This is a genomic window from Methylophilus sp. DMC14 (assembly GCF_056314085.1).
On record NZ_JBQUZA010000003.1, the window covers coordinates 94,177 to 120,657 of the forward strand.

The window sequence follows — 26,481 nt, forward strand, 5'->3', positions numbered from 1 at the left end:
TCAAGGAGCACAGCATGTTTGAAATTGAAAATTTGCAGGTGAGTTATGGCCAAAGTCAGGTCATTCATGGCCTGAATTTCAAAGCCAACAAAAACGAAACACTGGCCATCATGGGGCGCAACGGCATGGGCAAAACCACGCTGTTCAAATCGCTGATGGGCATTTTGCCAAGCAAAGCCAGTAAAGCCACCGTCGATGGGGTCGATCTGCAAGGCTCAGCCACCCATGAACGCGTCATGAAAGGCTTGGCCTATGTGCCACAAGGCCGCTGGATTTTTCCTAATATGACCGTGCAGGAAAACATCGAAACCGGTCTCGAGAAGTCAGCTTCAGGCGAGATCCCGGATGATATTTTTGCGCTGTTCCCGGTGTTGCATGAAATGCGTAAACGCAAGGGCGGTAACCTGTCCGGTGGTCAGCAGCAGCAATTGGCGATTGCCCGCGCGCTGGTGACCAATCCAAAAGTATTACTGCTGGATGAGCCGACCGAAGGGATTCAACCGTCCATCATCAAGGACATCGCCAAGGTGCTCAACGAAATCCGCAAAATGCGTGAAATCACCATCATCGTCTCCGAGCAGGTGTTGAGCTTCACCATGGAAGTGGCAGACCGCATTATCGTCATTGATAAAGGCCGCTTTATCCATGAAGATACCCGCGACAACGTGGATGCAGCTAAGGTAAAAAGTTATTTGTCTGTATAAGTGCTTTTTTAGCCACAGAGGATACGGCGTCCACAGAGCAAAACGAATTTGCAGTTCCTCTGTGCGCTTTGTCCTCTGTGGCAAGCATTAAAAAGTAATATTCCTGATTTGTCTGTGGCATGATGCCGTTATGGATGATTTAAAGCATACGCCACCATCGCTAGCGCAAACGATCGCAACAAAACACTGGCAAGCCCGATTAGAGCTTGGCTTTGCCAAGCGTGAAGCGCGTTCTTACCTGGCACACCGCTTACATAAAGGCCCGTTGGTGGTGCAAAAAAGCCTGCATCCAGAAGGCGAAGCTGTCTGTCATGCAGTCATTGTGCATCCGCCTGGCGGGGTGGCGGGGGGCGATGCGCTGCATTTGCAAGTCCACGTGGGGGAGGGCGCAAACGCCTTGTTAACTACCCCCGGCGCTGGCAAGTGGTATAAGGCCAATGGCACGATGGCTACACAAACGCTGCATTTTCAGCTGGCGTCCGGCAGCGGCCTCGAGTGGCTGCCGCAAGAAAATATCCTGTTTGATGCCGCTGAAGTTGGTTTTCATGCCGAGATTGATCTGGCGGGCGATGCTACCCTTGCGGCGTGGGACATCGTCTGTTTGGGCCGTCAGGCGCAGCAGGAACGCTGGCAGACCGGCGCCTATCAGCTCAATCAGCGCATCCGTCGCGATGGCCGCTTGATCTGGAATGAACGCGCCCGCATGCACGCCAATGACCGCTTAAAAAGCAGCCCTGTTGGCCTGGGTGGGTCGGTGGTGTTCGGTACTTTTCTGGTGTGTGCCGGGGTCGTGCCCGCAGAAGTGCTGCAAGCTTGTCGCGAGATTGCCTTGCCTGATGCCAACACTGGCGTGACCGCCTTGCCAGAGGTGTTATGTATCCGTTATGTTGGCCAGGCTTCACAGCAGGCCAGGCAGTATTTTGAGCAGTGCTGGCAGTTACTGCGGCCATGGTATTATCAAAAAGACGCAGTCAGACCGCGGATTTGGAATACATAAGCTGCGTGCACAAAAATATAGTCAGAGAACAATCCTATGGAATTAACTCCCAGAGAAAAAGACAAGTTATTGATATTTACCGCGGCCTTGCTGGCTGAACGGCGCAAGGCGCGTGGCTTGAAGCTGAATTATCCTGAGGCGGTGGCGTTTATTTCCGCAGCGATTATGGAGGGCGCGCGTGACGGTAAAACGGTGGCCGAGCTGATGAGCTACGGCACCACGCTATTGAACCGCGATGAGGTGATGGAAGGCGTGCCGGAAATGATCCCGGATATACAAATCGAAGCCACCTTCCCAGACGGTACCAAGCTGGTGACGGTGCATCATCCGATTCCCTAATAGATACAAAAAATTAAACCGCCGATAAGCGCCGATGCACGCCGATAAAATCAATATCATCTTTGGCCAGCACTGGTTTTGGAGTGGTGGGTTTGTGTAAACACCCTGTCGAAACCGGATGCACAAAATATCGGCGTTTATCTGCGTGTATCGGCGGTAAAAAAAAGGTATTAAGAATGCATATTAAAAACGAGGAAAGCATATGATTCCCGGCGAAATGCAGGTCGCAGCAGGCGACATCGAATTAAATGTTGGGCGTGAAACGGTCACGCTGGATGTGGCCAATACAGGCGACCGGCCGATACAGGTCGGGTCGCATTACCATTTTTATGAAACCAACGATGCCTTGTCGTTTGATCGTGCGCTGGCCTATGGTTATCGCCTGAATATTGCGGCGGGCACTGCGGTGCGGTTTGAGCCGGGGCAGACCCGTACCGTGCAATTGGTCAAACTGGCGGGTGCGCGCAAAGTGTATGGCTTTGCTGGCCGCGTAATGGGCGCCTTAAAGTAGGGAGTAGCAATGACAGTGAAAATGGATAAACGCGCATACGCGGAAATGTTTGGCCCCACCGTGGGGGACAAGGTCAGGCTGGCCGACACCGAGCTGTGGGTAGAAGTCGAACAGGATTTCACCATTTATGGTGAAGAGGTCAAGTTTGGTGGCGGCAAAGTCATCCGTGACGGCATGGGCCAAGGCCAGGGGCTGGCCGCCGAAGTGGCAGATACCGTCATCACCAACGCGCTGATTATCGACCACTGGGGCATCGTCAAGGCCGACATCGGCATCAAGGGCGGTTATATTTCTGCCATCGGTAAAGCCGGTAACCCGGATATCCAACCTGGGGTGACCATTGCCATAGGTGCGGGCACCGAGGTGATTGCCGGCGAAGGCATGATCATCACGGCCGGCGGCATTGATACCCATATCCACTTTATTTGCCCGCAACAGATTGAAGAAGCCCTGATGTCTGGCGTCACCACCATGATAGGCGGCGGCACCGGGCCTGCGACCGGCACCTTTGCGACTACCTGTACGCCCGGCCCCTGGCACATTCACCGTATGTTGCAGTCAGCCGATGCTTTCCCCATGAACCTGGGCTTTTTAGGCAAGGGCAATGCCAGCCTGCCTGAACCGCTCAGAGAGCAGGTGCGCGCAGGGGTCATTGGCCTCAAGTTGCATGAAGACTGGGGCACTACGCCCGCCGCGATTGATAACTGCCTCAGTGTGGCGGATGAAATGGATATCCAGGTTGCGATCCACTCCGATACCCTGAATGAGTCCGGCTTTGTTGAGACCACCATAGGCGCGTTCAAGGGCCGCACCATCCATACCTTCCATACCGAAGGCGCGGGTGGTGGCCATGCGCCAGATATTATCAAAGCGGCTAGCCAGCCCAACGTGTTGCCGTCTTCGACCAACCCGACGCGGCCATTTACCGTCAACACCATAGATGAGCATCTGGATATGCTCATGGTGTGTCACCATCTGGACCCGGCGATTGCCGAGGATATTGCCTTTGCCGAAAGTCGTATCCGCCGTGAGACCATCGCCGCCGAAGATATTTTTCATGACCTGGGCGCATTTTCCATGATGTCATCCGACTCGCAAGCCATGGGCCGTGTCGGTGAAGTGATTATCCGCACCTGGCAAACTGCGCACAAAATGAAAATCCAGCGCGGGCCATTGGCTGAGGATGCGGCGGGCAACGACAACTTCCGCGTCAAACGCTATATCGCCAAATACACCATTAACCCGGCGCTGACACATGGTATCAGTCATGTGGTCGGCTCGGTCGAGGTCGGCAAACTGGCTGACCTGGTGGTGTGGAAACCCGCCTTCTTTGGCGTGAAGCCATTTACCATTATCAAGGGAGGCATGATTGCCGCGGCTGCGATGGGCGATCCGAATGCCTCCATCCCGACGCCTCAGCCAGTGCATTACCGCCCTATGTTTGGTGCCTATGGCGGCGGCCTCAAAACCGCCCTGATCTTTGTCTCGCAAGCCGCGCTGGAGAACCCCGAAATTAAGGCGCTTGGTTTGCAAAAACCATTGGTGGCGGTCAAAGGCACGCGCGACGTCAAAAAGGCGGACATGGTGCATAACACCTGGATGCCCAAGATAGACGTGGACCCGGAAACCTATGAAGTGCTGGCAGACGGGATGCCGCTGGTGTGTGAACCGGCAGAGGTGCTGCCGATGGCACAACGCTATTTCCTGTTCTAGTTTCAGGTGAATATAGAACAAGGCACTTTAACCGCCGATGAACGCAGGTGCACGCCGATAAAAGCTAAAAAATCATTCGGGCTTTGAAGTAACATCGGCGTTTATCTGCGTTCATCGGCGGATAAGCAAGAATGACTTTTTTGCTGATTTGCGGCAACGATAAAGTATTTAAACATGATCCATTTAACCGAACGCATCGCCCTCAGTGGGCATATTGACGACACGCTGGAGCTGCCGTTTGACCAGCGCCAGAAAAGCCGTTTGCGCGTGACCTTGGCTTCTGGCCGTGAGGCTGCGCTGTTTTTATCGCGCGGCCTGATTCTGCGCGGGGGCGATTTGATCCAGTCTGAAGACGGCAGTGTGGTGGTGCAGATCGTGGCGGCGCAGGAGCCGGTGTATAACGTCATTGCACCGACGCCGCGCGACTTGATGCGCGCCGCCTATCATCTGGGAAACCGCCATGTGCCACTGCAAATTGGCGATGGCTGGCTACGGCTGGAGCAAGATTACGTGTTGCGAGACATGCTGCTTGGCTTAGGCATGCAAGTGAGTGAAGTCCAGGCGCCGTTTGAGCCGGAGGCCGGGGCCTATGGCGGCGGTCACCGGCATGGGCATGATGAGGATAGTTTGCAAGCGTTGCGCCCACGCGTGAAAAGCGGGCAGGGCAGCGAATGAGTGTCAGCCCGTTAAACGCGAGTCTGGCCCTCAGCCGCTTGCTGCAGCTGGCCAGCCCGCTGCTCCCTGTGGGCGCCTATTGTTACTCGCAGGGGCTGGAGTGGGCGATTGAATCCGGCCAGGTCAAGGATGTGCCGACCGCACAAGCCTGGATAAGCGATAGCTTGCAGGTGTATCAGGCGCGTTTCGAGTTGCCGGTACTCTACCGCTTGTATCAAGCCTGGCAAGCCGATGACCTGGCGCAAGTGCAGGCGTGGGATGATTTTTACCAGGCGGGCCGCGATACCGCCGAAGGCTATGCTGAAACGCGGCAAATGGGCTATTCACTGCGTCGCCTGCTGTCCGAGCTCAAAGACACGCCACCTGCGTTGGTGGCAAAACTCAACACCCTGACGAGCCCGGCATTCCCCACCATGTATGCCGCTATCGCCCAACACTGGCAGATTGCGCCAGAGCACATGCTGCATGGCTACGCCTGGGGCTGGTGTGAAAATCAGGCCAGCGCCGCGATGAAAACCGTGCCGCTGGGCCAAGTGGCCGGGCAGACCATTTTACTGGCGCTGGGCGAACAGCTGCCGCAAGTGGTCGCCAGCGCCATGGCCCTGCCAGATGAAGAGATGAGTAACTTTAATCCATTGCTGAGTATCGCGGGCTGTTTGCACGAGACCCAGTACAGCCGTTTGTTCAGGTCATAACCTGTTTGTTAAAGAGCGTTTAACCCATGATGAAAATACATACCCAATTTGATAGCCCCATGCCTGAAGTCACCGAGTTCAAAGAGCCGTTGCGCGTGGGCATTGGTGGCCCGGTGGGCTCCGGCAAAACCGCGCTGACCCTGGCGCTGTGCCAGCGTTTGCGCGAGGTATATAACATTGCCGTGGTCACCAACGATATTTACACCAAAGAAGATGCCGAATTTTTAACCCGCAACGAAGCGCTGGTGCCAGAACGCATCATTGGCGTCGAAACCGGCGGTTGCCCACATACGGCCATCCGTGAAGACGCCTCCATGAACCTCGAAGCGGTGATGCAACTCAGCAAACGTTTTCAGACGCTGGATATCGTGTTTGTCGAAAGTGGTGGCGATAACCTGGCCGCCACCTTCAGCCCAGAATTGTCCGACCTCACCATTTACGTGATTGATGTCGCCGCCGGTGAAAAAATCCCGCGCAAAGGTGGCCCCGGCATTACCAAATCCGACCTGCTGGTAATCAACAAGATAGACCTGGCGCCCATGGTGGGCGCCTCGCTAGAGGTGATGGATCGCGACGCCAAAAAAATGCGCGGCGAGAAACCGTTTATTTTCAGTAATTTGAAGACGGGGCAGGGGTTGGAAGAAATTGTAAGATTCATCGAAAAACAAGGCCTCATGCTTTGAAAATTGGCACTACGCGTCCGTGGCGGTGTTGTATCAGCTTGCCGTACTCCTGTGTACTGTCTGCGCCGATACGCCTTGCCACAAACGCGCATTGCCAATTTTAGGGTTGAAATCGAAGTGAAAATGGTGGGTGCAAGACAGACTCATCGCAATGTAATTCGTTTGGAGAAGATTCAATGAAAAAAAGTATTCTTTTATTTTTAGGTGCGCTCGCAGCTTCAACCACCGCGGTTGCTCACCCAGGCCACGGCCTGGAGTCTGGCTTTGCCGCTGGCTTTATGCATCCATTCAGTGGTTGGGATCATCTGCTGGTGATGTTCGCGCTGGGGATCTGGGCCGCACGCCGTCCGGCCGCACAAGGTTGGCAGTTGCCTGTGCTGTTTGTGACTGTGATGGCAGCCTCTGCTTCATTCGCCATGGCCTCGCTGCCGGTTGCATTGGCTGAAACCCTGGTGGCGGCCAGTGTGATAGTCATGGGCTTGTTACTGGTTAGCGATTTAAAAGTGAACAGCGCCGTGCAAATCGGTGTTGTCAGCATCGCTGCAGCTGCACATGGCTATTTGCATGGCATGGAAATTGGCAACCAGTGGTCAGGCCTGGCGGGCATGGTGCTGGCTACCGCTGTGCTGCATGGCTTGGGCTGGGTGTTGGGTCGCCAGACCAATCCGCAACTGCAAAAAGCCACGCAATTACTCGGCGGCTTGATGCTGGGCTTGGGCGCTGTGTGGATGTTGGCTTAAAACAGGTTGATTACGCGCTAATATCTGCAAGCGCACGAATAAAGTCGTCGTCAAATTGATTTAGCGCTTCCATCAGCCTATCCCCTCTGTTAGGTTTGATGGGGTGTATCACCAGATCACCATTGTCTGCACGGCTTATTTCAACTTGTTGAACATCTAATTGGAAAGCTCGTGGAATGTGCACGGCCTGGCTATTCCCATTATTAAAAACACGCGTTTTTAAGGTTTGCATAAACGTTCCCCTCGTTAATTTAACTGTGTACAAGAGATTGTATGTATTTTAAAAGCGGGTGGAGATAATGCAACCTCTGGTTGTAAGAGACTAGTCTAGGTTTTTTGTCGCCGCTGAATCTCCTGGCCGAGATGAAAATCTGCAAAGTAATTGAAGTAACATAGCGCATCCATAAAATACATGCATTGTGATGACACCCACCCCAGCGCCCGACGACACTCTCGCTCAACTCAAGGCAGGCAAACTTCAAGGGGCTAAACAGCTCAAATTAAGTGCGCAGTTAACGCAGTTCCCCGCTGAGATTTTTGACGTAGCCGATAGCCTGGAAATCCTGGACTTGTCCGGCAATGCGCTCACTGACTTGCCTAGTGATTTAAGCCGCCTGAAAAAACTGCGCATTCTTTTTTGCTCAAACAACCAGTTTACGCACCTACCAGAGGTGTTGGGGCAATGCGAGAACCTAAGCATGATTGGTTTTAAAGCCAACCAGATCAAACACATCCCGGAAGCCGCCATCCCCACCCACACCTTACGCTGGTTTATCGTCACCGATAACGCATTAAGTAGGGTGCCAGATGCATTGGGCGAGTGCAGCAAGCTGCAAAAACTCATGCTGGCAGGTAACCAGCTCAGCAGCTTGCCCGCCAGCCTGGCAAATTGTCACGCCTTAGAGTTATTGCGGATTTCTGCCAACCAGTTTGAGACCTTGCCCGATTTTTTATTCGACCTACCCAAACTCACCTGGCTCGCCTATGCCGGCAACCCCTTTTGCAACGCCATTGAGCAAGCGTTAATCAGCCAACATCATATACAGCATATCGATTGGCAAACCCTCACGCTGCAACATGTGTTAGGTGAAGGTGCCTCTGGCGTTACCTACCAGGCGGTAATGCAAAATAAAAACGTGCAAGAGTCTGTGGCAGTAAAACTCTTCAAGAGTGGCCTCACCAGCGACGGCCTGCCACGCTGTGAAATGCACGCCAATATGCTGACAGGTGAGCACCCCAATTTAGTCGGCGTTAAAGGCGTAATACACAATCACCCGCAAGGCATTGATGGCTTGGTCATGCCCCTGTTGGACGCCGATTTAAAAGTGCTGGCAAAGCCCCCCAGCTATGAAAGCTGCACGCGCGATGTCTACGCGGATGACTTAACACTCACGCCGCAACAAGCCGAATTTATTTTAAAAGGCATCACGCAAGCCGCAGCACACCTGCACGCCCGTGGCCTCATGCACGGCGATTTATATGCACATAATATTTTGTGGGGGCCTGAAAAAGTGGTGTTAAGTGATTTGGGCGGCGCTTCTTTTTTACCTGTAGATAACCCGGCACTTACGCAAAAAATACTTAAACTGGAAGCCAGGGCACTAGCGGTGTTGGCAGAGGAGTTGGCAGCGGTTGTGCGTAATAGTGATGGTTTGGTAATGCAGGGATAGTGGTTGCTGAAGCTGTGAATTATCCCACGCTTACAAGCGCATTTTCATTCACCATACCCACCAACTGAATCACTTTTTTCGCATCAGCCTCATCAAAAACACCAATCAATCCATCTTGATGGATATTGGTAAAGGGCGGTTCAAACAGCATCGATTTCTCAATCACACCGTTTTTATTGAGGTAGTTGATGATGTTATTGATAAACGTCATTTGGTCCGCTTTCAGGTTTCCAGCCTGAATAAACTCGGCAAACACTTCTTGCGCAGCATTCACATCCAGGCCAACGATACTGCGGATAAAAACACCCAATGGCTTATCGCCGTAGGTTTCAATGTAGTCTTGCTTGGTGCCAACGGTCGCACCATCAAACAAGATAGTTTCCAGTGCATTCACTTCTGTTTCTGTAATCGGCTTATTGGTCTTAAGCTTTTGGATCACCAAGTGATTGCTGTGATCACGCACATACGATTCCACGCGATCTTTATAGCTTTGTAGTCGGCCATAGGCTGGTATTAAGTCGTGTTGTTTAACGCCTATGAAATCGATCTCATCTTCAAAGTTGGTTTCTACAATTTGCTGATTTTCTTTATCTAAATACTTAATCAAATCGCGCAGGGCAACGCGTACATTTTCCAAACGATTGATATTGATAGTTTTCCAAAATTGCTCCACTTGCAGTTCGTTGAGCAAATGCACTTGTTTAGCGACCGCCGGGATATTTTGTTTTTTCAACAAAGCCTTGGCTGTGCCGCTAATCTGTTTAATAAATCGGTCCGTGCTATACGCCGCCGTCATTAGCGCCAACTGATAATTTAAAATCAGCAGGTCAAATCGTTTGGCCAGTTCGTCATCTTCTTTGGCTGGTAAAGCTAGCGCCGAAAGGTGTGTGTTGATATCTAACAAATCGCTTTTTGAGAGATTTTGCCAACGCGCTTTTTCGCTGTATTCAACCACATAGCGGAGTTTGGCTCTCACCACAAAGCGGCTTTTATCCAAAGTGGCAGTGGTTTGCTGCAGCTCAGTAATATAACTTTCAGCTAGTGCACGTTCTTCTTCGCTACTTTCGGCATCCTCGCGCACCAGCATGGCTAATTCTAATTTGGCCTCAAAGATCTGTTGCGTCAGGCTCTTAATCGCCTTCGTTTTTACGCCATCGGGGTTCACGCCAAAAAACTCAAAATTCTGGCAATAATCAAAAATCACAAACTCAGTTTTGTCATGGCCCACCCCAAACAAATCTGGGCATAAGCGTGTTCCTCGGCCTATCATCTGCCAAAACTTGGTGGCAGATTTCACCTGCTTAAAGAACACCAGATTCACCACACGCGGCGCATCCACGCCCGTATCCATCATATCCACCGAGACAGCAATTTGTGGGTCTTTTTCTTCGTATTTATCTACAAACGTCTCCAGCAGGCTTTGCGCTTTGCTTTCGTAGTTATCAATCACCCGCAAAAACTTGCCTGCGTATTCTGGGTAGTTTTTATTAAACCGCTTTTCAATAAATACGGCATGTGTATGGTTTTTGGCAAAAATAATGGTCTTGCCCAGCTTTTCACCACCCTGCACTTTAATGCCATCGGTCATCACGTGATCTAGCACTTTATCCACCGTGTCAGTGTTAAACAGCCAGTTATTCAGGGCAGCACTATCAATCTCGTCTGGCACTTCACCGGTGGTCGGGTCACCAAACTTTTCTTCATACTCGGCTTTTTCACGGTCTGAGAGTTCATGGTACTTCACACCTGTGCGGATAAACTTGAGAGGTACAGACATAGCCTTGGGAGGCACCAAAAAGCCATCGCGCACGGCGCTATCCAGCTCATAAGCAAAAGTCGGGTTATCGTCCTCAATGCCAAACAAGCCATACGTGTTATGGTCGATATCCGTTTTAGGCGTAGCGGTTAAGCCCACCAGCAAGGCATCAAAATAGGCAAAAATCGCCCGATACTTCTGGTACACCGAACGGTGTGCCTCATCCACAATAATCAGGTCAAAATGCCCCACACCATAAAAGCGCTCGCCTTCCTGCACATGGTCAATGCGGTTCATGATGGTTGGGTAAGTTGAAAACACCAGCCGTGTGCCGTTGTCTTCTTTTTCTTTAGTCAGTTCTATCGCGCTTAAATTGGGCAGGTATTCATTAAAGGCATTTTTGGCCTGAGTGACCAAGGCGTTTCTGTCCGCCAAAAACAGCACGCGCTTCGCCCAATTACATTTGGTGAGCATATCCACCAGCGCCGCCGCCGTGCGAGTTTTGCCACTGCCAGTCGCCATCACCAACAAGCTCTGCCGCGCGCGACCGCGCAACTCACCTTGGCCATTCGTGGTGACAAAATTTTCCGCAATCCGCTGCATGGCCTCCAGTTGATAAGCGCGCCCGGCAATCTCGGTATTCACTTTAAAACTACGCAAATCGATTCGGCTCTGGCGGCGGGCAATCAGTAGCTGTAATTCTTCTTTGCTATAAAAGCCCTGCACCTCTCGTTCTGGGTAAAACTGGTCATCCCAAATGTGCGTTTCAAAGCCATTGCTGTAAAAAATAATCGGCCGTTGCCCTGTCATCGCTTGCAGACAATTGGCATACAGCTCGGCTTGATGCTTGCCCTTACGTGCATCTGCCATGGTTTTTTTGGCTTCAATCACCGCCAGCGGCAAGCCATCATCGCCCCACAACACATAATCCACATAACCAATGCCAGTGCGATTGGTACTGGCGGGCATACCAGTCACCTCAAACTCTAACTCGTGGCCTTCTTGCAGGTTGTCCCAGCCACATTCTTTAAGGGATAAATCAATATAGCGGCGGCGGGTTTCTGCCTCGCTCACCAATAGCGGAACGGTTTGTTCAAAGTCGATGGTTTTTTCGCGCGCCTGTTTGCGTGCCGCAACTTCGGCTTGTTGTTGCTCCAGTTGCGCTTTTAACTGTGCGTTTTCTTCTGCCTGCTGTTGTCTGGCCTGCTCAGCCTCACGTGCTGCCTGGTCTTTGGCCGCTAGTTGTTGCTGCAAGGCGGCAATCTGTTCAGCACTTTCTGGCTTTGCAGCACCTGTCGGAATTAAATGCTCATCAAACGCCTGTGGAGATGGTGCTTGCTTGCCGTAATATGTGGCTACATAACGCAAAAATCGATACAGATATTTGAGTGACGCCAAGGCATCCTGCTGGCTCACCTTGCTGCCATGTGCGGCTACGTTACCGGTTTTGCGTATCAGGTGCAGTTCACCCAGCATGGTCTGGTTAAACTGGCTAGCAAAGCAATGCGCATGCATCAACGCGCTGAGCTCAGACTTAAACGGGCGGGTAAGTTTGGGGTCGTGGTCGTAAAGCCAGTTAATGGCGTTTTCCAAGGTGCTACGGCAAAAAATCGCAGCTGCTTTGGGCGAGAGTAACGTCAGCTGTTCAGCCTCTACCGCATCGGCATGCAGGGCAGGGAAATCTGCAAGTAGAAAGCTGAAATTGCTCATATATGAAGGTTGTTATTTAAGCTTATACATCAATAGATTCCTACATCATACCGATACTTTAACGCTTCCTGCCAGCAAGGCAACGCATCGCTTGCCATGTGTATGATATTTTCATACTATTACCACATCAATCGTGTTCAGCGCGACATTCTTAAAGGCTCAATTTATGGCAACCGTACGCAAAACCATCACCGTGACTGACCAGCAAGATAGCTGGATTAAAGCACAAATTGAAAACGGCCATTACACTAACGACAGCGAATATATCCGCGACCTGATCCGCAAAGAGCAAGAGCGCAGCGCCCAAATTGAAACACTCAGAAAAGCCCTGATTGAAGGCGAAAACAGTGGCGAGCCGCAACCGTTTGACGCCGCCGGCTTTAAACAACGCATGCTCGCTAATGGTTAACCATGGCTAAGTATCGCCTAAGCCCAGCGGCTGAAAAAGACCTGGAAAGCATCTGGCGATATACCCAACAAAACTGGGGCGTTGAACAAGCGGAGTTGTATTTCGATACCTTAGTCAGCGCTTTTCAAACCCTGGCACAAACACCAAACACCGCTCCCGCTTGCGACCATATCCGTGTAGGTTATCGCCGCCAAGTGATAGAAAAACATGTCATTTATTTTCGCGTCACGGCTGATGGCATTGCCGTGATACGTATTTTGCATGCACGTATGGATGCGCCGCAGTATTTATAAAGCTGTTACCAAAGTATCTCGCGTTTGCACGGGAATAACGCTGTGTTAAGCCGCCATCTTCACAGTGAGTTCACCTGTAAATGTCCGCTGTAACAGGCTATTAAACAAAGCCTCGGATTTTTCTAAACTGAGTTGTGCCTGTTGTTTTTGGGCTTCGATGAGTTGGATGCGTTCGGCGAATTGAATTTGTAACGTAATTGGTGGTGAAATAACACAGTAAGCTTTAATTAAGCCACTGTTTAAGTTAGGTTGATTTCCCCCACGCCCCAAGTTTCGTAAATCTTCGTACGATAGCTTTAGTAAAGTGAATAGAAAATCATAATTCATTTTGCTTGATGGAGGTATTACAGCACAAGCTTGATTGGTAGCCGCTTCAATTCCAAGTATACCAACCTGACCTCTTGTTTTACCTTGACCATACATTGCAATAATTAAAGAACCTGAGGGGTATAGTTTACAGCTTGAATTTGCCAAAGCTTCTTCACTAATTGACTCTGATGTGTGTGTAATCCTTGCACCATTAACTTCACCAGTTTTTACCCATGGAATATTTCCCAAATAGTTTTCAGGTATATCTCTGCTAGGCGTACTACCAGAAGAAATTTTCGCCAGTGAACCTAACTCCGCTTTTGCCCAGCCCATCGGATTCGTTACCGGATCACCAAACATTTCCAAAAACAGTGATTGGCTGAGCGCGGTGTAACGCTCGACCAATTGTTGGTCTTTTTGTCTAAGGCTATCCGCCGCATCTAAAATCGCTGAAATTTTTTGTTGCTCGCCCAATGATGGTAGAGGAATTTCCATCTCGCCAATATCTTTAGTGCTAATGTTTGGCTGCGCAGCTCCTTGAGCTTCACTAAAAATTTTTGATTGCAAGATACTTAAATAAAAATAGAAGTATTTTGAATCTAACTTTTCCGACTTACAACTACGGATAATTCCTATACGTTGGTTAAGCAAACAAGGTTCTTCTGATAAGTAAATACCATATTTACCAGTTGTAGCTCCAGAAAGGGCAATTACGACATCCCCATTTTTTACAATAAAGTTTTTGTGTTTGCTTAATTTACTTTCATCTAAATAGACGGTATTTCCATCGAAAGAAACTCGCTCATTTTCTATATTTGAAATTCGTAGTAAAGGTATGCCAGAGGTTAAAAACTCTTCACTTTTAAATGCATAGCCATTGCCAATTTCACATACTCTATTTAGAGGCACGTGTTCAATTCTAGAATTCACGCCAACAACTCCTTCAACACCGCCAACACCTGTGCTCGCTCTGCATCCAAGCGCTCAATTTCAGCAATAATCTCCGCAGGGCTATCATGTTGCACTTGCTCGTACACCACTTGTTTGTAGCGGTTAATGCTTAAATCCCAGTTGTTTTGCTCTATCTCAGCCAGTGGCACTAAAAAGCTTTGTTCGGTTCGACTGCGATTGGTCTCGTTTTGGCGGTTTTGGTAGCGGGCAATAATATCGGCAGTGTCGTTGTCTTTAACGGGGCTACGCTTGTCGTCGAGGCTGTAGCCATCGGCTTGCATGTCATAAAACCACACATGATCTGTGCCACCGTGGTTGGTTTTGGTAAACACCAGCACCGCGGTGCTCACGCCGGCATAGGGTTTAAAGACGCCGCTGGGCATGGAAATCACAGCTTCTAATTTATGCCCTGCAATAATCGTTTTGCGGATTTGCACATGGGCGTTAGATGAGCCAAACAGCACACCATCGGGCACGATCACCGCGCAACGGCCACCCACTTTTAGCATGCGCAAAATCAGCCCTAAAAACAGCAGCTCGGTTTTTTTGGTTTTAACCGTCGTCAGCAGTGAGCTTTCTACGCCATCGTAATCTAGCGAGCCTTTAAATGGCGGGTTGGCGAGGATTAAGCTAAATTGATCGCGGCTGTCTGCATTCGCCTCACTCAAAGCATCGCGGGCAATCAGTTGCGGGTGGTCTATGCCATGCAGTTGCAGGTTCATGGCGGCAATACGCAGCATGGTGGCGTCAAACTCCATGCCGGTGAACATGCTTTCTTGGTAGTGTTGCAGAAATTGTGCGTCGTTAAACCAATCTGGGTGATGCTCATGTACGTACTCACCCGCTGCCACCAAAAAGCCCGCCGTGCCACAGGCCGGATCGCAAATGGTGTCTTCTTGCGTGGGTTGCATCATCTCGACCATCATCTTGATAATGTGGCGCGGGGTGCGGAATTGGCCGTTGGTGCCAGCGGTGGCGGTTTTTGAGAGCAGGTATTCGTATAAATCGCCCTTGGTGTCGCGGTCATCCATCTGGATTTTAGCGATCATCTGCACTACCTGGTCGAGCAGCTTAGGCGTGGGGATCATAAAGGTCGCGCCCTTCATGTAGTGCGCAAACACGCCTGCCTCGCTACCCAAGGTTTTCATATGCTCAAACACAGTGAGGTTGTCAGCATCCACCTGCGGTTTGGTGAACAGGTCGAACATCGTCTCCGGATCTTTGTTGACAAACGAATGCCAGCGGAAACGCTCTTGCTCTGGCGTGTAGAGGGGTGATTTGATTGGTGTACTGAGCATATTGGCTTTTCTTTCAGCCAGTAGCTGGTTTTCATCCAAGCGACGTAAAAACAGCAAAAAAGTAAATTGCTCAATCACGGTCAGCGGGTTGCTGATACCACCTGTCCAAAACGTCTCCCAAATCTTATCGACTTGGCTTTTTAATTCACCCGTGACCATCTTTTACCTATTGTTGTGATGTTATGTTTTGCGCTGGAGTACAAGTCATTTGGCATAAATAATCGATGACTTTTTGTGTCCAAATTGGCTGTGTTCAAAGAACCCGACCGATTTTAGCATAGGCAGGATGGCATCAGATTGCTCATCCGTTTGGTAATTGACACAGCACTTTAGTCGTTGAGGGCGCTGATCTGCATCAGCGATATGGTAAGTTCACCGGTCAGGTCATCGCTGCCGCCTGCGCTCTACGTCAATTAACGTAGTGATTGCATGAGCGAACTCTCCTAGTATATGCTCGGGGAAAGCTGGCCTTGTTCCCCGCTTGGCTATTGATACTAAGGATTGTTGATTGTCTAACCCGTCCGTAACCGGATTTACCACCGAACCAGAAACCTCTACACGCGCTGAGCCGATTCAGCGGATCGTGAAAATTCGTCGCGACTATAACAGTTGGGTGGCGAATGAAACCATTGAGGATTATGCCTTGCGCTATACGCCGCGGGCGTTTCGTAAGTGGTCTATTCTGCGGGTCTCTAATACGGCGCTGGGGGCGATTTCGTTTTTGGTGCTGGAGGCGATTGGCGGCACCATTACCATCAACTACGGTTTTCAGAACGCCTTGTGGGCGATTATGGCGGTGGGGCTGATTATCTTTTTAACCGGGTTGCCGATCAGTTATTACGCCGCCAAGTATGGCCTGGATATGGACCTGCTGACGCGCGGCGCGGGCTTTGGCTATATCGGCTCGACCATCTCGTCGTTTATTTATGCCTCGTTCACCTTTATCCTGTTTTCGCTGGAAGCGGCGATTATGGGCTATGCGCTCGAATTGTATTTTCATTTGCCGCTTTATCTGGGTTATCTGGTCAGTGCGTTGATTGTGATTCCGCTGGTGACGCATGGGGTCACCTTAATCAGCCGCATTCAGATGATCACGCAGCCGCTGTGGATTGCGCTGATGCTGCTGCCATTTTTTGCGATTTTCAAGATGGATCCGGGTGTGATTGACCGGCTCAGTCACTTTGCCGGGATCTCGCCTGAGGGCGGGCATTTTAACTGGGTGATGTTTGGTGCGGCGACGGCGGTGGGCGTGGCGTTGATCCCGCAGATTGGCGAGCAGGTGGACTTTTTGCGCTTTATGCCGATGCGCAATAAAGAAAACTACTGGCGCTGGAATCTGGGCGTGCTGATGGCGGGGCCGGGCTGGGTGGTGCTGGGCATGCTCAAAATGCTGGCGGGGGCCTTGCTGGCTTACCTGGTGTTTAACCGCGATATGCCTTTAAGTTCGGCGGTGAATCCGACGCATATGTACTGGATTGGCTTTGAGCATGTGTTTAGCAACCACCATGTGGCGTTGGCGGTGACGGCGCTGTTTGTCTGCGTGTCGCAGCTCAAGGTGAATATGACCAATGCCTATGCTGGCTCGCTGGCGTGGTCTAACTTTTTTGCCCGGCTGACGCATAGCCACCCTGGCCGTATTGTGTGGGTGGCGTTTAACGTGATGATTGCCATTGTGCTGATGGAGCTCAATGTGTTTCAGGCGCTGGAAGAGATTCTGGGCCTGTATGCCAATGTGGCGATTGCCTGGATTGCGGCGGTGGTGGCGGATCTGGTGATCAATAAACCGCTGGGGTTGAGCCCTAAGGGCATTGAGTTCAGGCGGGCTTATTTGTATGACATTAACCCGGTGGGCGTGGGCGCCATGTTTATTGCCTCGGCGGTGTCGATTGCGGCGTATACCGGGGCGATGGGCGTGCTGGCGCAGTCATTCTCTACGTTTATTTCGTTGATCACTGCGCTGGTGATGTCACCGTTGATTGCCTGGTGGACCCAGGGCAAGTATTACCTGGCTAGACCGCGGCCCAAGTATTTGCAGCCGACCAAGACCCAGCGCTGCGTGATTTGCGAGCGTGAATATGAAATGAATGACATGGCGCATTGTCCGGCGTATGGCGGGGCGATTTGCTCGTTATGCTGTTGCCTCGATGCGCGCTGCCATGACGCGTGCAAGCCGCAAGCGCGGCTCAGTGCGCAGTGGGAGGCGTTAAATAAACGCTTTTTGCCACAACGCTTGTGGCCGCACCTGAATGGTGGCGTGGCGCATTTTCTGTTGTTGATGGTGATTGCGGTGGTGCTGTTTGGTGCCACCATAGGCCTGATTTACCTGCATGATGCCTTGACCATCGGCCGCGAATATCCTGAGTTGATGCGTCACTTCAGGTTGGGCTATTTGAAGATTTTTGTCGCCTTGCTGTTTTTGGGCGGCATTGTCGCCTGGTGGCTGGTGCTGACCTCGGCCAGCCGCCGGGTGGCACAGGAAGAGTCCAACCGGCAAACCGGTTTGTTGCTTGAAGAGATCGAGTCGCACAAAAAAACCGATGCCCAGTTACAAAAGGCGCGCCGACTGGCGGAAGAAGCCAACCAGGCCAAGAGCCGTTACATTACCGGTATCAGTCATGAGTTGCGCACGCCGTTGAACAGTATTCTGGGCTATGCACAGTTGCTCACTAACGATGCCAGCATCCCCGAGCACCGCAAGCAGGCGATTAAAACCATCAGCCGCGGTGGTGAGCACTTGTTGTCGCTGATTGAGAGTACGCTGGATATTGCGCGCATTGAAAGCGGCAAAATGACCTTTGATGTCAAACCGCTGCATTTCCCCGAGTTTATCGACCAGATTGTCAGCATGTTTGAGATTCAGGCGCAAAACAAAGGCCTGGCGTTTGTTTTTGAAAAGCAAGGCAACCTGCCCGAGTACGTGCGGGCAGACCACAAGCGCCTGATGCAGATTTTGGTCAATATCGTCGGTAATGCTGTCAAGTTCACCAGGCAGGGCAGCGTCACGTTCCGGGTCAGTTATGCGCGTGAGATTGCACAAATTGATATTCAAGATACCGGGCCTGGCATCGCGCCCAATGAGGTGGAAAAAATCTTTGAGCCGTTTGAGCGCGGTAGTGCGGCCGATGTGGTTGGCATAGGTGGCACCGGCCTGGGCCTGACCATCAGCAAATTGTTGACGCAGTTGATGGGCGGCGAAATGCAGTTCGACAGTGTGCTCGGGCAGGGGACGCGTTTTGAAATCCGGCTGTTTTTGCCGCAGATCCGTGAAACCGCACATCTCTCTAAAAAGGCTGTACGACAGCGGCTGGGCTACGAAGGCCCGGCCAGAACCATACTGGTGGTCGATAATGAAGAAGTCGACCGCGAGTTATTGCGACACACCTTGCAACCACTGGGTTTTATTGTGCATGAAGCCGCCAATGGTCAGGCCTGCGTCAATCAATACCAGATGCTTAAGGCGGATGCCATCTTAATGGACTTGGCGATGCCGGTCATGGATGGCTGGGAGGCCGCCTATATCATTCGTCAGGTGCATCACGCACAGCTGCCGATTGCGATTGTGTCGGCCAATGCCTATGATCGTAACCTGGATAATCAGGCCAAGATTCCGGCGCGCGACTTTTTTGTGAAGCCGGTGAACCTCGAAGAGGTGCTGGACTGGATAGGCCATCAGTTAAACCTGACCTGGCGTTATGAGGATAGCCAGGGCCCCGCACCGGCGTTAGCCGCCCCTGTGCTGGCGCCGCAAGCGGGAGATGAGATTACGGCCACGCCTGCGGAAGCGATTCCGCAGGTGTTGCTGGATAACCTGGTGCAGTTTGCCCGCATGGGCTATGTCAAAGGCGTGCGCGAGGTGCTGGCCACACTGAGCCGCGAGCATCCGCAACATCAAACATTTATTTACGCACTGCAACAGGCCATGGAACGCTTTGATTTTGCTAAACTGCTGCGCTTGATTGAGGAGTATGCCAAATGACCAGTCCCAGCCATACCGTGCTAATTGTGGATGATGTGCCAGAGAACCTGGCCTATCTGCACGACGCGCTGGATGAGTCAGGTTATCAGGTGCTGGTGGCCAACTCTGGCGAGATGGCCTTGCAAATTGCACACCTGATGCAGCCGCAAGTGATTTTCATGGATGCCATGATGCCCGGAATGGACGGCTTTGCCACCTGCCGTCGGATTAAAGCCGCAGCAGAAACCCAGCATATCCCGGTCATCTTTATGACTGGCTTAACCGAAGTGGAGCATGTGACTATGGCGTTTGATGCCGGTGGTGTGGATTATGTCACCAAGCCGGTCAGGCCGGCAGAAGTGTTGGCCCGCCTCAAGGCGCATGTGCAAAATGCCACCAGAATGCATCAGGCCACCTCGGCGCTGGATGCGTTTGGTCAGGCGACCATTGCCATCTTGCCCGGCGACAAGCGCCTGATATGGCAAACCCCGCTGGCCAAACAATATCTGGAGCACTACTTTGCCGAATGGGCTGCCAAAGAAGCCTATCATACGGTGCAAACTTTGCCGCCCATGATTTACCAATGGCTGGAAAACTGTGTGCAACAGTTCTCCGAAGGCCAGTCCATGCAGACGCTGAATGTGAATCAGGGCAATGCCCGTCTGAGCCTGACGGTGGCCAATACCAGTGAAGAGCAATGGGTGGTGGTGTTGCGTGAGTATTCGGACGAGGCACAGATCGAATCCTTGGGCAAGCTGTTTCAACTCACCAAGCGTGAATCCGAGGTGTTGTACTGGACGGTGAAAGGCAAAACCAACAAGGATGTGGGCGAGATTTTAGGCACCAGCCCGCGCACGATCAACAAACATCTTGAGCATGTGTTTCAGAAGCTGGGCGTAGAAACCAGAACCGCTGCTGCTTCTCTGGTCGCCTCAAAAATCAAATTTTAGCGAGCTGGCAGGCGAGTCATCGTTGCCAGCCGCATGTCGGTTCAATGTTAGAAGTTGTAGATGAGACCCACCGTGCCGACGTTGGTATCAAAGCCTTTACTGCCGCCACCAGTCACATCCACTTCTGCTCGGTAGTGATCCCAGCCTACGCGCATGGACAAGGTTTTATCGTAGTGATATTCCGCACCCAGGCCATAGGTGGCCCCGGTGTGTGTGGCATCGTTATAGGCGCTCAAGCCAGAGGAGACCTTGCTTTTGGTGGCGGCGACACCGAGTTTGCCATAAAAATCAAAGGATTCATTGAGGGGTATGCTGCCCACAGCCGTCAAGCTGAGGGCATCGGCCTTGGCGCTGCCACTGACGTTATCCGTCACCTTACCTATCCCGGTATATTGGCCTTCGACGGCAATATACTGATTGAATCGATAGCCGCCGACGACACCAGCAATCGCCTGGTTATCCTTGTCTACCCCATTAGGGGTTTTGAGTTTGTCGTTTGCTACACCGACATTAAAGCCGCCATAAAAGCCCTCGGCATGCCCAAGCAGAGGGGCTGTCAGCAATAGGCTGCTGACCAACAGATTGAAAACAGATTGACGCATCAGTGCTTCTCCAAGTGACGTTATTTCAAATACGGTTATTTCAGTTTGCTTTGTGCCAGGCGCAGGCCTTCTTCAATCTCCTGCTTGCGGCCAGCATCGGCATCTTCACGGCCGGGGCGGGCAGGGGCTTGCAGGGCTTTCTGGTAGTAGGTCACGGCCTGACTATAGTCGCCCTGGGCACGTAAAAAGTCTGCATAGAAATAGTTGCTGTCTATGCCGGTCGGGTTCAGTTGCAGGGCTTTCTCCAGATACTCGCGGCCTTTTTTCTTGTCACCAAAGCCAATCGGCCAGCCAGGAACGCGGAAGTAGAGCGAGCCCAGTGTGGTATATGCGGAGCCATGCAGCGCTTGCGGGTTGGTTTTGATGCTGGCCAGCAACAGGTCGCGGGCTTGTTCAGCCGCTTTCAAGGCATTCACCGGATGCAGTGGCCCCATGCTCTTGGCGTAACCGCTTAACACGATCGCCTCCCAGATCATCGCTTCATTGGCGTCAGGATGCTGGGTCGTGAGTTGATGGGCTTGCTCGGTCAGGGCTTTGAAGGCGGGTTCTTGCTGGTCTTTGCTAGTTTGATAGGTCGCTTTGGCCCAGGCATGCTGCAGCGTGGCCAGTTCGTTGTCTAACATTTCATCGGCAAAAGCAGCACTGGTCAGCAATGCCAGGCAGGTATAGATCATCCAGCGTTTCACAATCACTCCTCGTAAATTATTGAATCAAATGCAATTGAGTCGTCCCATTTTTGCAAAAACGATGCCAGTCTGCGCTGGCCTGGGCCGCTGATTGAATAGGTATAAAAATCAAACAGTTGCTATTTTGCCCTTGATCGCTTGAAAGCTGGTTGTAAGCTAGGGCGCGCGAACTCTGCTTTTTTTGCAGGGTCGGACAGCGTGACACTGCAAAAAATGCATGCTAAGGTCCTCTTTCTTGTTAGCCCACTCAAACTATCCACCCCATGTCCCTGCACCTGTTGCCACATTCTTTTGAAGCTTTGTCCCAGCGGTATGGGGAGCGCTACAAATGGATGGTGTTATTGATCATTGGCGTCGGCACGATAGCGGGGGTGTTATGCACGTCCAGCTTTAACGTGGCGGTGCCGGCGTTGACGCGCACGTTTCATTTGGGCCAGGATCATGTGCAGTGGGCCATGACGGCGTTTTTGGCGGCGATGACCATAGGCATGTTGCCTGCCGCCTGGTGGTTGCAGCGCTTTGGTTTGCGGCGCGTGTTTATGTGGACGCTGTGGCTGTTGGTGGCGGCCAGTGTGGCAGGTTTTTATGCGCACAGCTTTGTGCAGGTGGTGATTGCGCGCCTGCTGCAAGGCCTGGCTGCAGGCGTGTTGCAACCGCTGGGGGTGATGGCACTCATGCGTCTGTTCCCGCCAGACATTCAGGGACGCGCCTCTGGGATCCTGATCGTCGGCATTGCATTTACGCCTGCCATCGCACCCTCCATCAGTGGCTGGTTGCTGGATCAGTTTGGTTGGCAGGCGATTTTTCTGCTTGGCGTGCCGTTTGCGCTGATCGCCCTGCTGTGTGCCTGGAGGTGGTTGCCTGCGCCCAGGCAGCAGCCGGTCAATGCGTTTGACTGGGCGGGTCTGGGCTGGTTGTCGGCGGCGACCATCGGCTTGATTGAGTTTGTCTCCAGCTTGCATCACAGTGGGCTGTTTGCGCCGTGGACCTGGGGGCAGGCCTTGCTCACGGTAGGGTCGCTGCTTTGTTATATGCGGCATGCCCGGCAATTACCGCATGCCATCATACAATTGCATCTGTTCCAGCGGCCCACCTTTAGCCGCGGCACCTTGGTGGCCTTTGCCTATGGCTTTGGCCTGTATGCCTCCACTTATCTGATCCCGGTATTTTTACAAAATGCCATGGCTTTTTCGGCCACAGAGGCTGGGGTGTTGCTGTTGCCTTCAGGCATTGCCCTGGTGTTGACCATCCCGATCGCTGGCCGGATGGCTGATCAACTGTCTCCACGGCGGATTACGCTGGCTGGCCTGGTCATTTTCGGCGCATCTTTTATCGTATTTGCCGTGGCCGCCGATCAGGTGCGCTACTGGGAAATTGTTGCGGCGACCATTGTGGGCCGCATCGGTCTTGGCCTGATTTTGCCGGCATTAAATCTGGCCACCTTGCATGAAATGGAGCCGCAGCATTTGGGCCAGTCTTCGGTGGTGGTCAGTTATGCCCGCCAGTTAGGCGGCGTGATGGGGGTGGCCATGATGGCGGTATTTATGGAGTGGCGCGAGCGTATTTATGGACAGCTGCCGCCGGGTATTTTCGAGGCCTATGCACAGGGCTTTCTGCTGCTATCTGCCGTGATTGTGTTGGCGATCATGGTGGCGCTGGGCATGCAGGACCGCAAGCGCTAACGACATAAACCTTTACAGGATCAGTCGCCAGACTTGCATGCCTGACGGTTGAAAACCATGTTTTCTATAAAGGTGCTGGCCAGCCTGATTATCCTGGTCGGTGAGCAGGGTCAAGCGCTGGATCGCCTGCTGGCGCGCGTGCGCAATCGCAAAAGTCAGCAATTGCGAGCCAATGCCTAAGCCGCGACAGGTCTGATCGACCACCATATCTTCAAGCAATGCCACGCGGCCGCCTAATGCGGTCGAAATCGTAAACAGCAGACTTACCATCGCAATCACTTGCCCTTGTTGCCGTGCTACTAAAATATGGCCGATGTCAGGGTGTTGCAGAATGTGGCTCAAGCCTTGCTGCTGGGCAGCGTGGTCAGGGGAGAATTCGTGTTCCTGGGCAAATAGTTGCGCGAGCAGCGCGCACAAGGCGGGCAGGTCAGCCAGGGTGGCAGGTTCAAACTGAAGGGTGGCATGGGCTGTCATGCGCGTGTGCTTTCATGACAGCCGAACATGCAATGTGCCTTAACCCTTATTTTTCAACAAAGGCTTTTTCAATCACGTAATCACCCAGTTCGCCGATGCGCGGCGAGACTTTGAAACCACGTTTGTCCAGCATGGCGGCCGTGTCGACCAGCATGGCCGGGCTACCGCAGATCATGGCGCGGTCCGTTTCCGGATTCAATGGCGGCAAGCCAATATCGGTAAACAGTTTGCCATTTTCCACCAGGTCTGTCAGGCGGCCCATGTTTTTAAATGGCTCGCGTGTAACGGTGGGGTAGTAGATCAGTTTATTGCGCACTTCTTCGCCAAAAAACTCGTTATTCGGCAGTTCTTTGGTGATGAAGTCTTCGTAGGCCAGTTCATTGACGTAACGCACACCGTGAATCAGGATGACTTTTTCAAAGCGGTCATAGACTTCGATGTCCTGAATCAGACTCATGAACGGCGCTAAGCCCGTGCCAGTCGAGAAGAAATACAGGTGTTTGCCTGGCTTGAGGTCTGAGGTGATCAGCGTACCGGTTGGCTTGCGGCTCACCAGTAGCGGGTCGCCCACTTTCAGGTGTTGCAGGCGTGAGGTCAGTGGGCCATTGGGCACCTTGATGCTGAAAAACTCCAGATGCTCTTCGTAGTTGGGGCTGGCAATACTGTAGGCACGGGTCAATGGCAGGCCATCGACTTCCAGGCCTATCATGACAAACTGGCCGTTTTCAAAGCGCAAGCCAGGATCACGGGTGGTTTTGAAACTGAACAGCGTGTCATTCCAGTGATGCACGCTCAACACCGTTTCGGTGGAATATTTTTTACTCATGAGATGAACAGGTTTCTGAATTCAAAAGGTTAATTGGTAAACACTTAATTATAACGCAGCCGTCAATTGCGGCACGGCTTCAAACAAATCTGCCACCAGGCCGTAGTCGGCAATCTTGAAGATTTGCGCTTCTGGATCCTGATTGATGGCGACCACCACTTTACTGTCTTTCATGCCATAGGCATGCTGGATGGCGCCGGAAATACCAACGGCGATGTACAGCTCTGGGGCGACCACTACACCGGTTTGGCCGACTTGCAGGTCGTTGGGGGCATAGCCAGAATCGACCGCCGCACGGCTGGCGCCAATGGCGGCATGCAGTTTGTCTGCCAGCGGGGCCAGCACGTCTTTAAATGCATCCGCACTGCCCAGCGCACGGCCACCAGAGACCACCACTTTAGCGGCGGCCAATGGGGGGCGCTCGGATTTGTTAAAGGCTTCTGCCACCCAGCGGCTGCCTTCTGGTGCAGCTGGCGCAGTCACCGATTGAATGGCAGCATTGGCGCCAGTCGCAGCGGCAGAGAACTTGCTGGCACGCACGGTGAGTACTTGTTTGGCATCACTGCTTTGTACCGTTGCCAGCACGTTACCGGCGTAAATGCCACGCACATAGGTGTTGCTATTCACGATCTCGAGCACGTCAGACAGCATGTTGACGTCGAGCAGGGCGGCGACACGTGGCAAGACGTTTTTGCTGAAGGCGCTGTGCGCAGCCAGCACCACGCTGTAATTGGCCGCCAGCGGCACAACCAGCGCAGCCAGATGTTCAGCGGTCGGGTGTTGCAGGGCGGCATCGGCCGCAACCAGCACGGTGCTGACGCCTTGCAAAGCGGCGGCTTGTGCGGCCAGGCCGTCAGCTTGTGCAGCAGCAATCAATACATCCACTGGTTGCTGCCAGTGTTGGGCCGCAGTCACGGCGCGTGCCACTTGTTCGTTTAAATGTTGGCCGTCGTGTTCGGCAATAATCAATGTTCTCATGGCAGCAGTCCCTCGTGCGTACGCAGTTTGCTCAATAATTCATTCACGTCTTTCACCATCACGCCGGCTGGACGCTCTGGTGGGGCGGCGACCTTCAGTTGTTGCACACTATGGGTGAGTGACAGATTGAGCGAATCAAGCGGGAGGGTCTCAATGGGTTTTTTTCTGGCCATCATGAGGTTGGGCAGTTTGACGTAGCGCGGCTCGTTCAGGCGCAGGTCAGCAGTAATCACAGCTGGCAGGCTCACGGACAAGGTTTGCGTGCCGCCATCAATCTCGCGCACCACGGTCGCCTGATTTTCGGCAATGGTGATCTGAGAGGCATACGTAGCTTGTGGCAGGTTGAGCAGGGCCGCCAGCATTTGGCCGGTCTGGCCGGCATCATCATCAATGGCTTGCTTGCCCAGCAGGATCAATGCAGGCTGTTCACGCTCGACCACGGCTTTGAGCACCTTGGCGACGGCCAGCGGTGCCAGGCTGTTTGCTGTTTCAACCAGCGTCACACGGTCCACCCCCATGGCCAGGGCATGGCGCAAGATATCCTGATGCGTCGCGGCACCAATGGTGACGGCAACGATTTCTGTGACAATGCCTTTTTCTTTGAGGCGGATGGCTTCTTCGATGGCGTTTTCATCAAATGGATTGACTCCCATTTTGACGCCCTCGATATCCACATCCGAACCGTCCGCTTTGACGCGGACTTGAATGTTATAATCAACGACCCGTTTGATCGCTACCAATGCTTTCATAAAACGTTTGCCTTTGTTGGGGGTGTTTACTCGTAACCGGGCATTTTAAGCCAGCTTGTAATATTTATTAAATTGATTATTATAATATTATATATCTATTCTGTAGATTGATTTTGACGCGGCGCA

The 26,481-nt window shown here is 52.2% G+C and carries 25 protein-coding genes; 15 read left to right on the forward strand and 10 right to left on the reverse strand.

Annotated elements, in window-relative coordinates; genetic code table 11:
- The first annotated feature begins 14 nt into the window (after positions 1-14).
- The 9 genes from urtE to ACT53C_RS07385 all read left to right on the forward strand — a co-directional run bounded on the left by urtE (position 15) and on the right by ACT53C_RS07385 (position 7,057).
- Positions 15-704: an urea ABC transporter ATP-binding subunit UrtE gene (gene urtE, locus ACT53C_RS07345; RefSeq protein ID WP_194748366.1), complete on the forward strand. Its 690-nt coding sequence runs from the start codon at positions 15-17 to the stop codon at positions 702-704.
- A 130-nt stretch (positions 705-834) separates the two neighbouring features.
- Positions 835-1,701, forward strand: coding sequence for an urease accessory protein UreD (locus ACT53C_RS07350; RefSeq protein WP_476145433.1), 867 nt, complete (start codon positions 835-837; stop codon positions 1,699-1,701).
- 36 nt (positions 1,702-1,737) lie between these two features.
- On the forward strand, positions 1,738-2,040 hold the full coding sequence (ureA, locus tag ACT53C_RS07355; RefSeq protein WP_018985924.1) for an urease subunit gamma: 303 nt from the start codon (positions 1,738-1,740) through the stop codon (positions 2,038-2,040).
- A 202-nt stretch (positions 2,041-2,242) separates the two neighbouring features.
- On the forward strand, positions 2,243-2,551 hold the full coding sequence (locus ACT53C_RS07360; protein ID WP_275356077.1) for an urease subunit beta: 309 nt from the start codon (positions 2,243-2,245) through the stop codon (positions 2,549-2,551).
- A gap of 9 nt (positions 2,552-2,560) precedes the next feature.
- A complete protein-coding gene (ureC, locus tag ACT53C_RS07365; protein WP_476145434.1) occupies positions 2,561-4,264 on the forward strand; it encodes an urease subunit alpha in 1,704 nt (567 codons plus the stop codon).
- A gap of 174 nt (positions 4,265-4,438) precedes the next feature.
- Positions 4,439-4,939: an urease accessory protein UreE gene (ureE, locus tag ACT53C_RS07370; protein ID WP_275356076.1), complete on the forward strand. Its 501-nt coding sequence runs from the start codon at positions 4,439-4,441 to the stop codon at positions 4,937-4,939.
- Positions 4,936-5,634 carry an urease accessory protein UreF gene (locus ACT53C_RS07375; RefSeq protein ID WP_476145435.1) on the forward strand — a complete coding sequence of 233 codons (699 nt, stop codon included), beginning with the start codon at positions 4,936-4,938 and terminating at the stop codon, positions 5,632-5,634. Before ureE ends, ACT53C_RS07375 begins: the two co-directional genes overlap by 4 nt.
- Positions 5,635-5,663: 29 nt before the next feature.
- A complete protein-coding gene (gene ureG / locus ACT53C_RS07380; protein WP_194748484.1) occupies positions 5,664-6,317 on the forward strand; it encodes an urease accessory protein UreG in 654 nt (217 codons plus the stop codon).
- Between the two features lie 176 nt (positions 6,318-6,493).
- The gene (locus ACT53C_RS07385; RefSeq protein WP_476145436.1) at positions 6,494-7,057 is read left to right on the forward strand and encodes a HupE/UreJ family protein; all 564 of its coding nucleotides are present in this window, start codon (positions 6,494-6,496) and stop codon (positions 7,055-7,057) included.
- 10 nt (positions 7,058-7,067) lie between these two features.
- Here ACT53C_RS07385 and ACT53C_RS07390 read toward each other — a convergent pair whose 3' ends face one another.
- Positions 7,068-7,289, reverse strand: a complete 222-nt coding sequence (locus tag ACT53C_RS07390; protein ID WP_275356071.1) for an antitoxin — start codon at positions 7,287-7,289, stop codon at positions 7,068-7,070.
- 190 nt (positions 7,290-7,479) lie between these two features.
- Here ACT53C_RS07390 and ACT53C_RS07395 point away from each other — a divergent pair, with 190 nt between their 5' ends.
- Positions 7,480-8,727: a leucine-rich repeat-containing protein kinase family protein gene (locus ACT53C_RS07395; protein WP_476145437.1), complete on the forward strand. Its 1,248-nt coding sequence runs from the start codon at positions 7,480-7,482 to the stop codon at positions 8,725-8,727.
- A 19-nt stretch (positions 8,728-8,746) separates the two neighbouring features.
- On the opposite strand, the gene ACT53C_RS07400 is transcribed toward ACT53C_RS07395, so the two are convergent.
- Positions 8,747-12,193, reverse strand: a complete 3,447-nt coding sequence (locus tag ACT53C_RS07400) for a DEAD/DEAH box helicase family protein (RefSeq protein WP_476145438.1) — start codon at positions 12,191-12,193, stop codon at positions 8,747-8,749.
- A gap of 166 nt (positions 12,194-12,359) precedes the next feature.
- Between ACT53C_RS07400 and ACT53C_RS07405 the strand changes: the two genes are divergently transcribed.
- Positions 12,360-12,602: a type II toxin-antitoxin system ParD family antitoxin gene (locus ACT53C_RS07405; protein ID WP_476145439.1), complete on the forward strand. Its 243-nt coding sequence runs from the start codon at positions 12,360-12,362 to the stop codon at positions 12,600-12,602.
- A gap of 2 nt (positions 12,603-12,604) precedes the next feature.
- Complete coding sequence (locus ACT53C_RS07410) at positions 12,605-12,895, forward strand: type II toxin-antitoxin system RelE/ParE family toxin (RefSeq protein ID WP_476145440.1); 291 nt, start codon at positions 12,605-12,607, stop codon at positions 12,893-12,895.
- 45 nt (positions 12,896-12,940) lie between these two features.
- On the opposite strand, the gene ACT53C_RS07415 is transcribed toward ACT53C_RS07410, so the two are convergent.
- Positions 12,941-14,134 carry a restriction endonuclease subunit S gene (locus ACT53C_RS07415; protein ID WP_476145441.1) on the reverse strand — a complete coding sequence of 398 codons (1,194 nt, stop codon included), beginning with the start codon at positions 14,132-14,134 and terminating at the stop codon, positions 12,941-12,943.
- A complete protein-coding gene (locus ACT53C_RS07420) occupies positions 14,131-15,612 on the reverse strand; it encodes a type I restriction-modification system subunit M (protein WP_476145442.1) in 1,482 nt (493 codons plus the stop codon). The genes ACT53C_RS07415 and ACT53C_RS07420 overlap by 4 nt, the downstream gene beginning before the upstream one ends.
- Before the next feature lie 349 nt (positions 15,613-15,961).
- On the opposite strand from ACT53C_RS07420, the gene ACT53C_RS07425 reads away from it, so the two are divergent.
- A complete protein-coding gene (locus ACT53C_RS07425) occupies positions 15,962-19,429 on the forward strand; it encodes a hybrid sensor histidine kinase/response regulator (protein WP_476145443.1) in 3,468 nt (1,155 codons plus the stop codon).
- Positions 19,426-20,358 carry a response regulator gene (locus ACT53C_RS07430; RefSeq protein ID WP_476145444.1) on the forward strand — a complete coding sequence of 311 codons (933 nt, stop codon included), beginning with the start codon at positions 19,426-19,428 and terminating at the stop codon, positions 20,356-20,358. Before ACT53C_RS07425 ends, ACT53C_RS07430 begins: the two co-directional genes overlap by 4 nt.
- A gap of 47 nt (positions 20,359-20,405) precedes the next feature.
- Here the strand turns inward: ACT53C_RS07430 and ACT53C_RS07435 are convergent, their stop codons facing one another.
- Positions 20,406-20,960: an outer membrane protein gene (locus tag ACT53C_RS07435; protein ID WP_476145445.1), complete on the reverse strand. Its 555-nt coding sequence runs from the start codon at positions 20,958-20,960 to the stop codon at positions 20,406-20,408.
- A 35-nt stretch (positions 20,961-20,995) separates the two neighbouring features.
- Positions 20,996-21,646 (reverse strand): tetratricopeptide repeat protein, encoded by a 651-nt coding sequence (locus ACT53C_RS07440; protein WP_409934485.1) that lies wholly within the window; start codon positions 21,644-21,646, stop codon positions 20,996-20,998.
- A 263-nt stretch (positions 21,647-21,909) separates the two neighbouring features.
- On the opposite strand from ACT53C_RS07440, the gene ACT53C_RS07445 reads away from it, so the two are divergent.
- Complete coding sequence (locus tag ACT53C_RS07445; RefSeq protein WP_476145446.1) at positions 21,910-23,328, forward strand: DHA2 family efflux MFS transporter permease subunit; 1,419 nt, start codon at positions 21,910-21,912, stop codon at positions 23,326-23,328.
- Between the two features lie 12 nt (positions 23,329-23,340).
- Here the strand turns inward: ACT53C_RS07445 and ACT53C_RS07450 are convergent, their stop codons facing one another.
- Genes ACT53C_RS07450 through ACT53C_RS07465 form a run of 4 tightly spaced genes read right to left on the reverse strand, consistent with a single transcriptional unit; the run spans position 23,341 to position 26,355 of the window.
- Positions 23,341-23,802 (reverse strand): GNAT family N-acetyltransferase, encoded by a 462-nt coding sequence (locus ACT53C_RS07450; RefSeq protein ID WP_476145447.1) that lies wholly within the window; start codon positions 23,800-23,802, stop codon positions 23,341-23,343.
- Positions 23,803-23,848: 46 nt separating this feature from the next.
- A complete protein-coding gene (locus ACT53C_RS07455; protein ID WP_194748348.1) occupies positions 23,849-24,628 on the reverse strand; it encodes a ferredoxin--NADP reductase in 780 nt (259 codons plus the stop codon).
- Positions 24,629-24,676: 48 nt separating this feature from the next.
- The gene (locus ACT53C_RS07460; protein WP_476145448.1) at positions 24,677-25,606 is read right to left on the reverse strand and encodes an FAD-binding protein; all 930 of its coding nucleotides are present in this window, start codon (positions 25,604-25,606) and stop codon (positions 24,677-24,679) included.
- Positions 25,603-26,355 (reverse strand): electron transfer flavoprotein subunit beta/FixA family protein, encoded by a 753-nt coding sequence (locus ACT53C_RS07465; RefSeq protein WP_194748346.1) that lies wholly within the window; start codon positions 26,353-26,355, stop codon positions 25,603-25,605. Before ACT53C_RS07465 ends, ACT53C_RS07460 begins: the two co-directional genes overlap by 4 nt.
- Positions 26,356-26,481 lie beyond the last annotated feature (126 nt).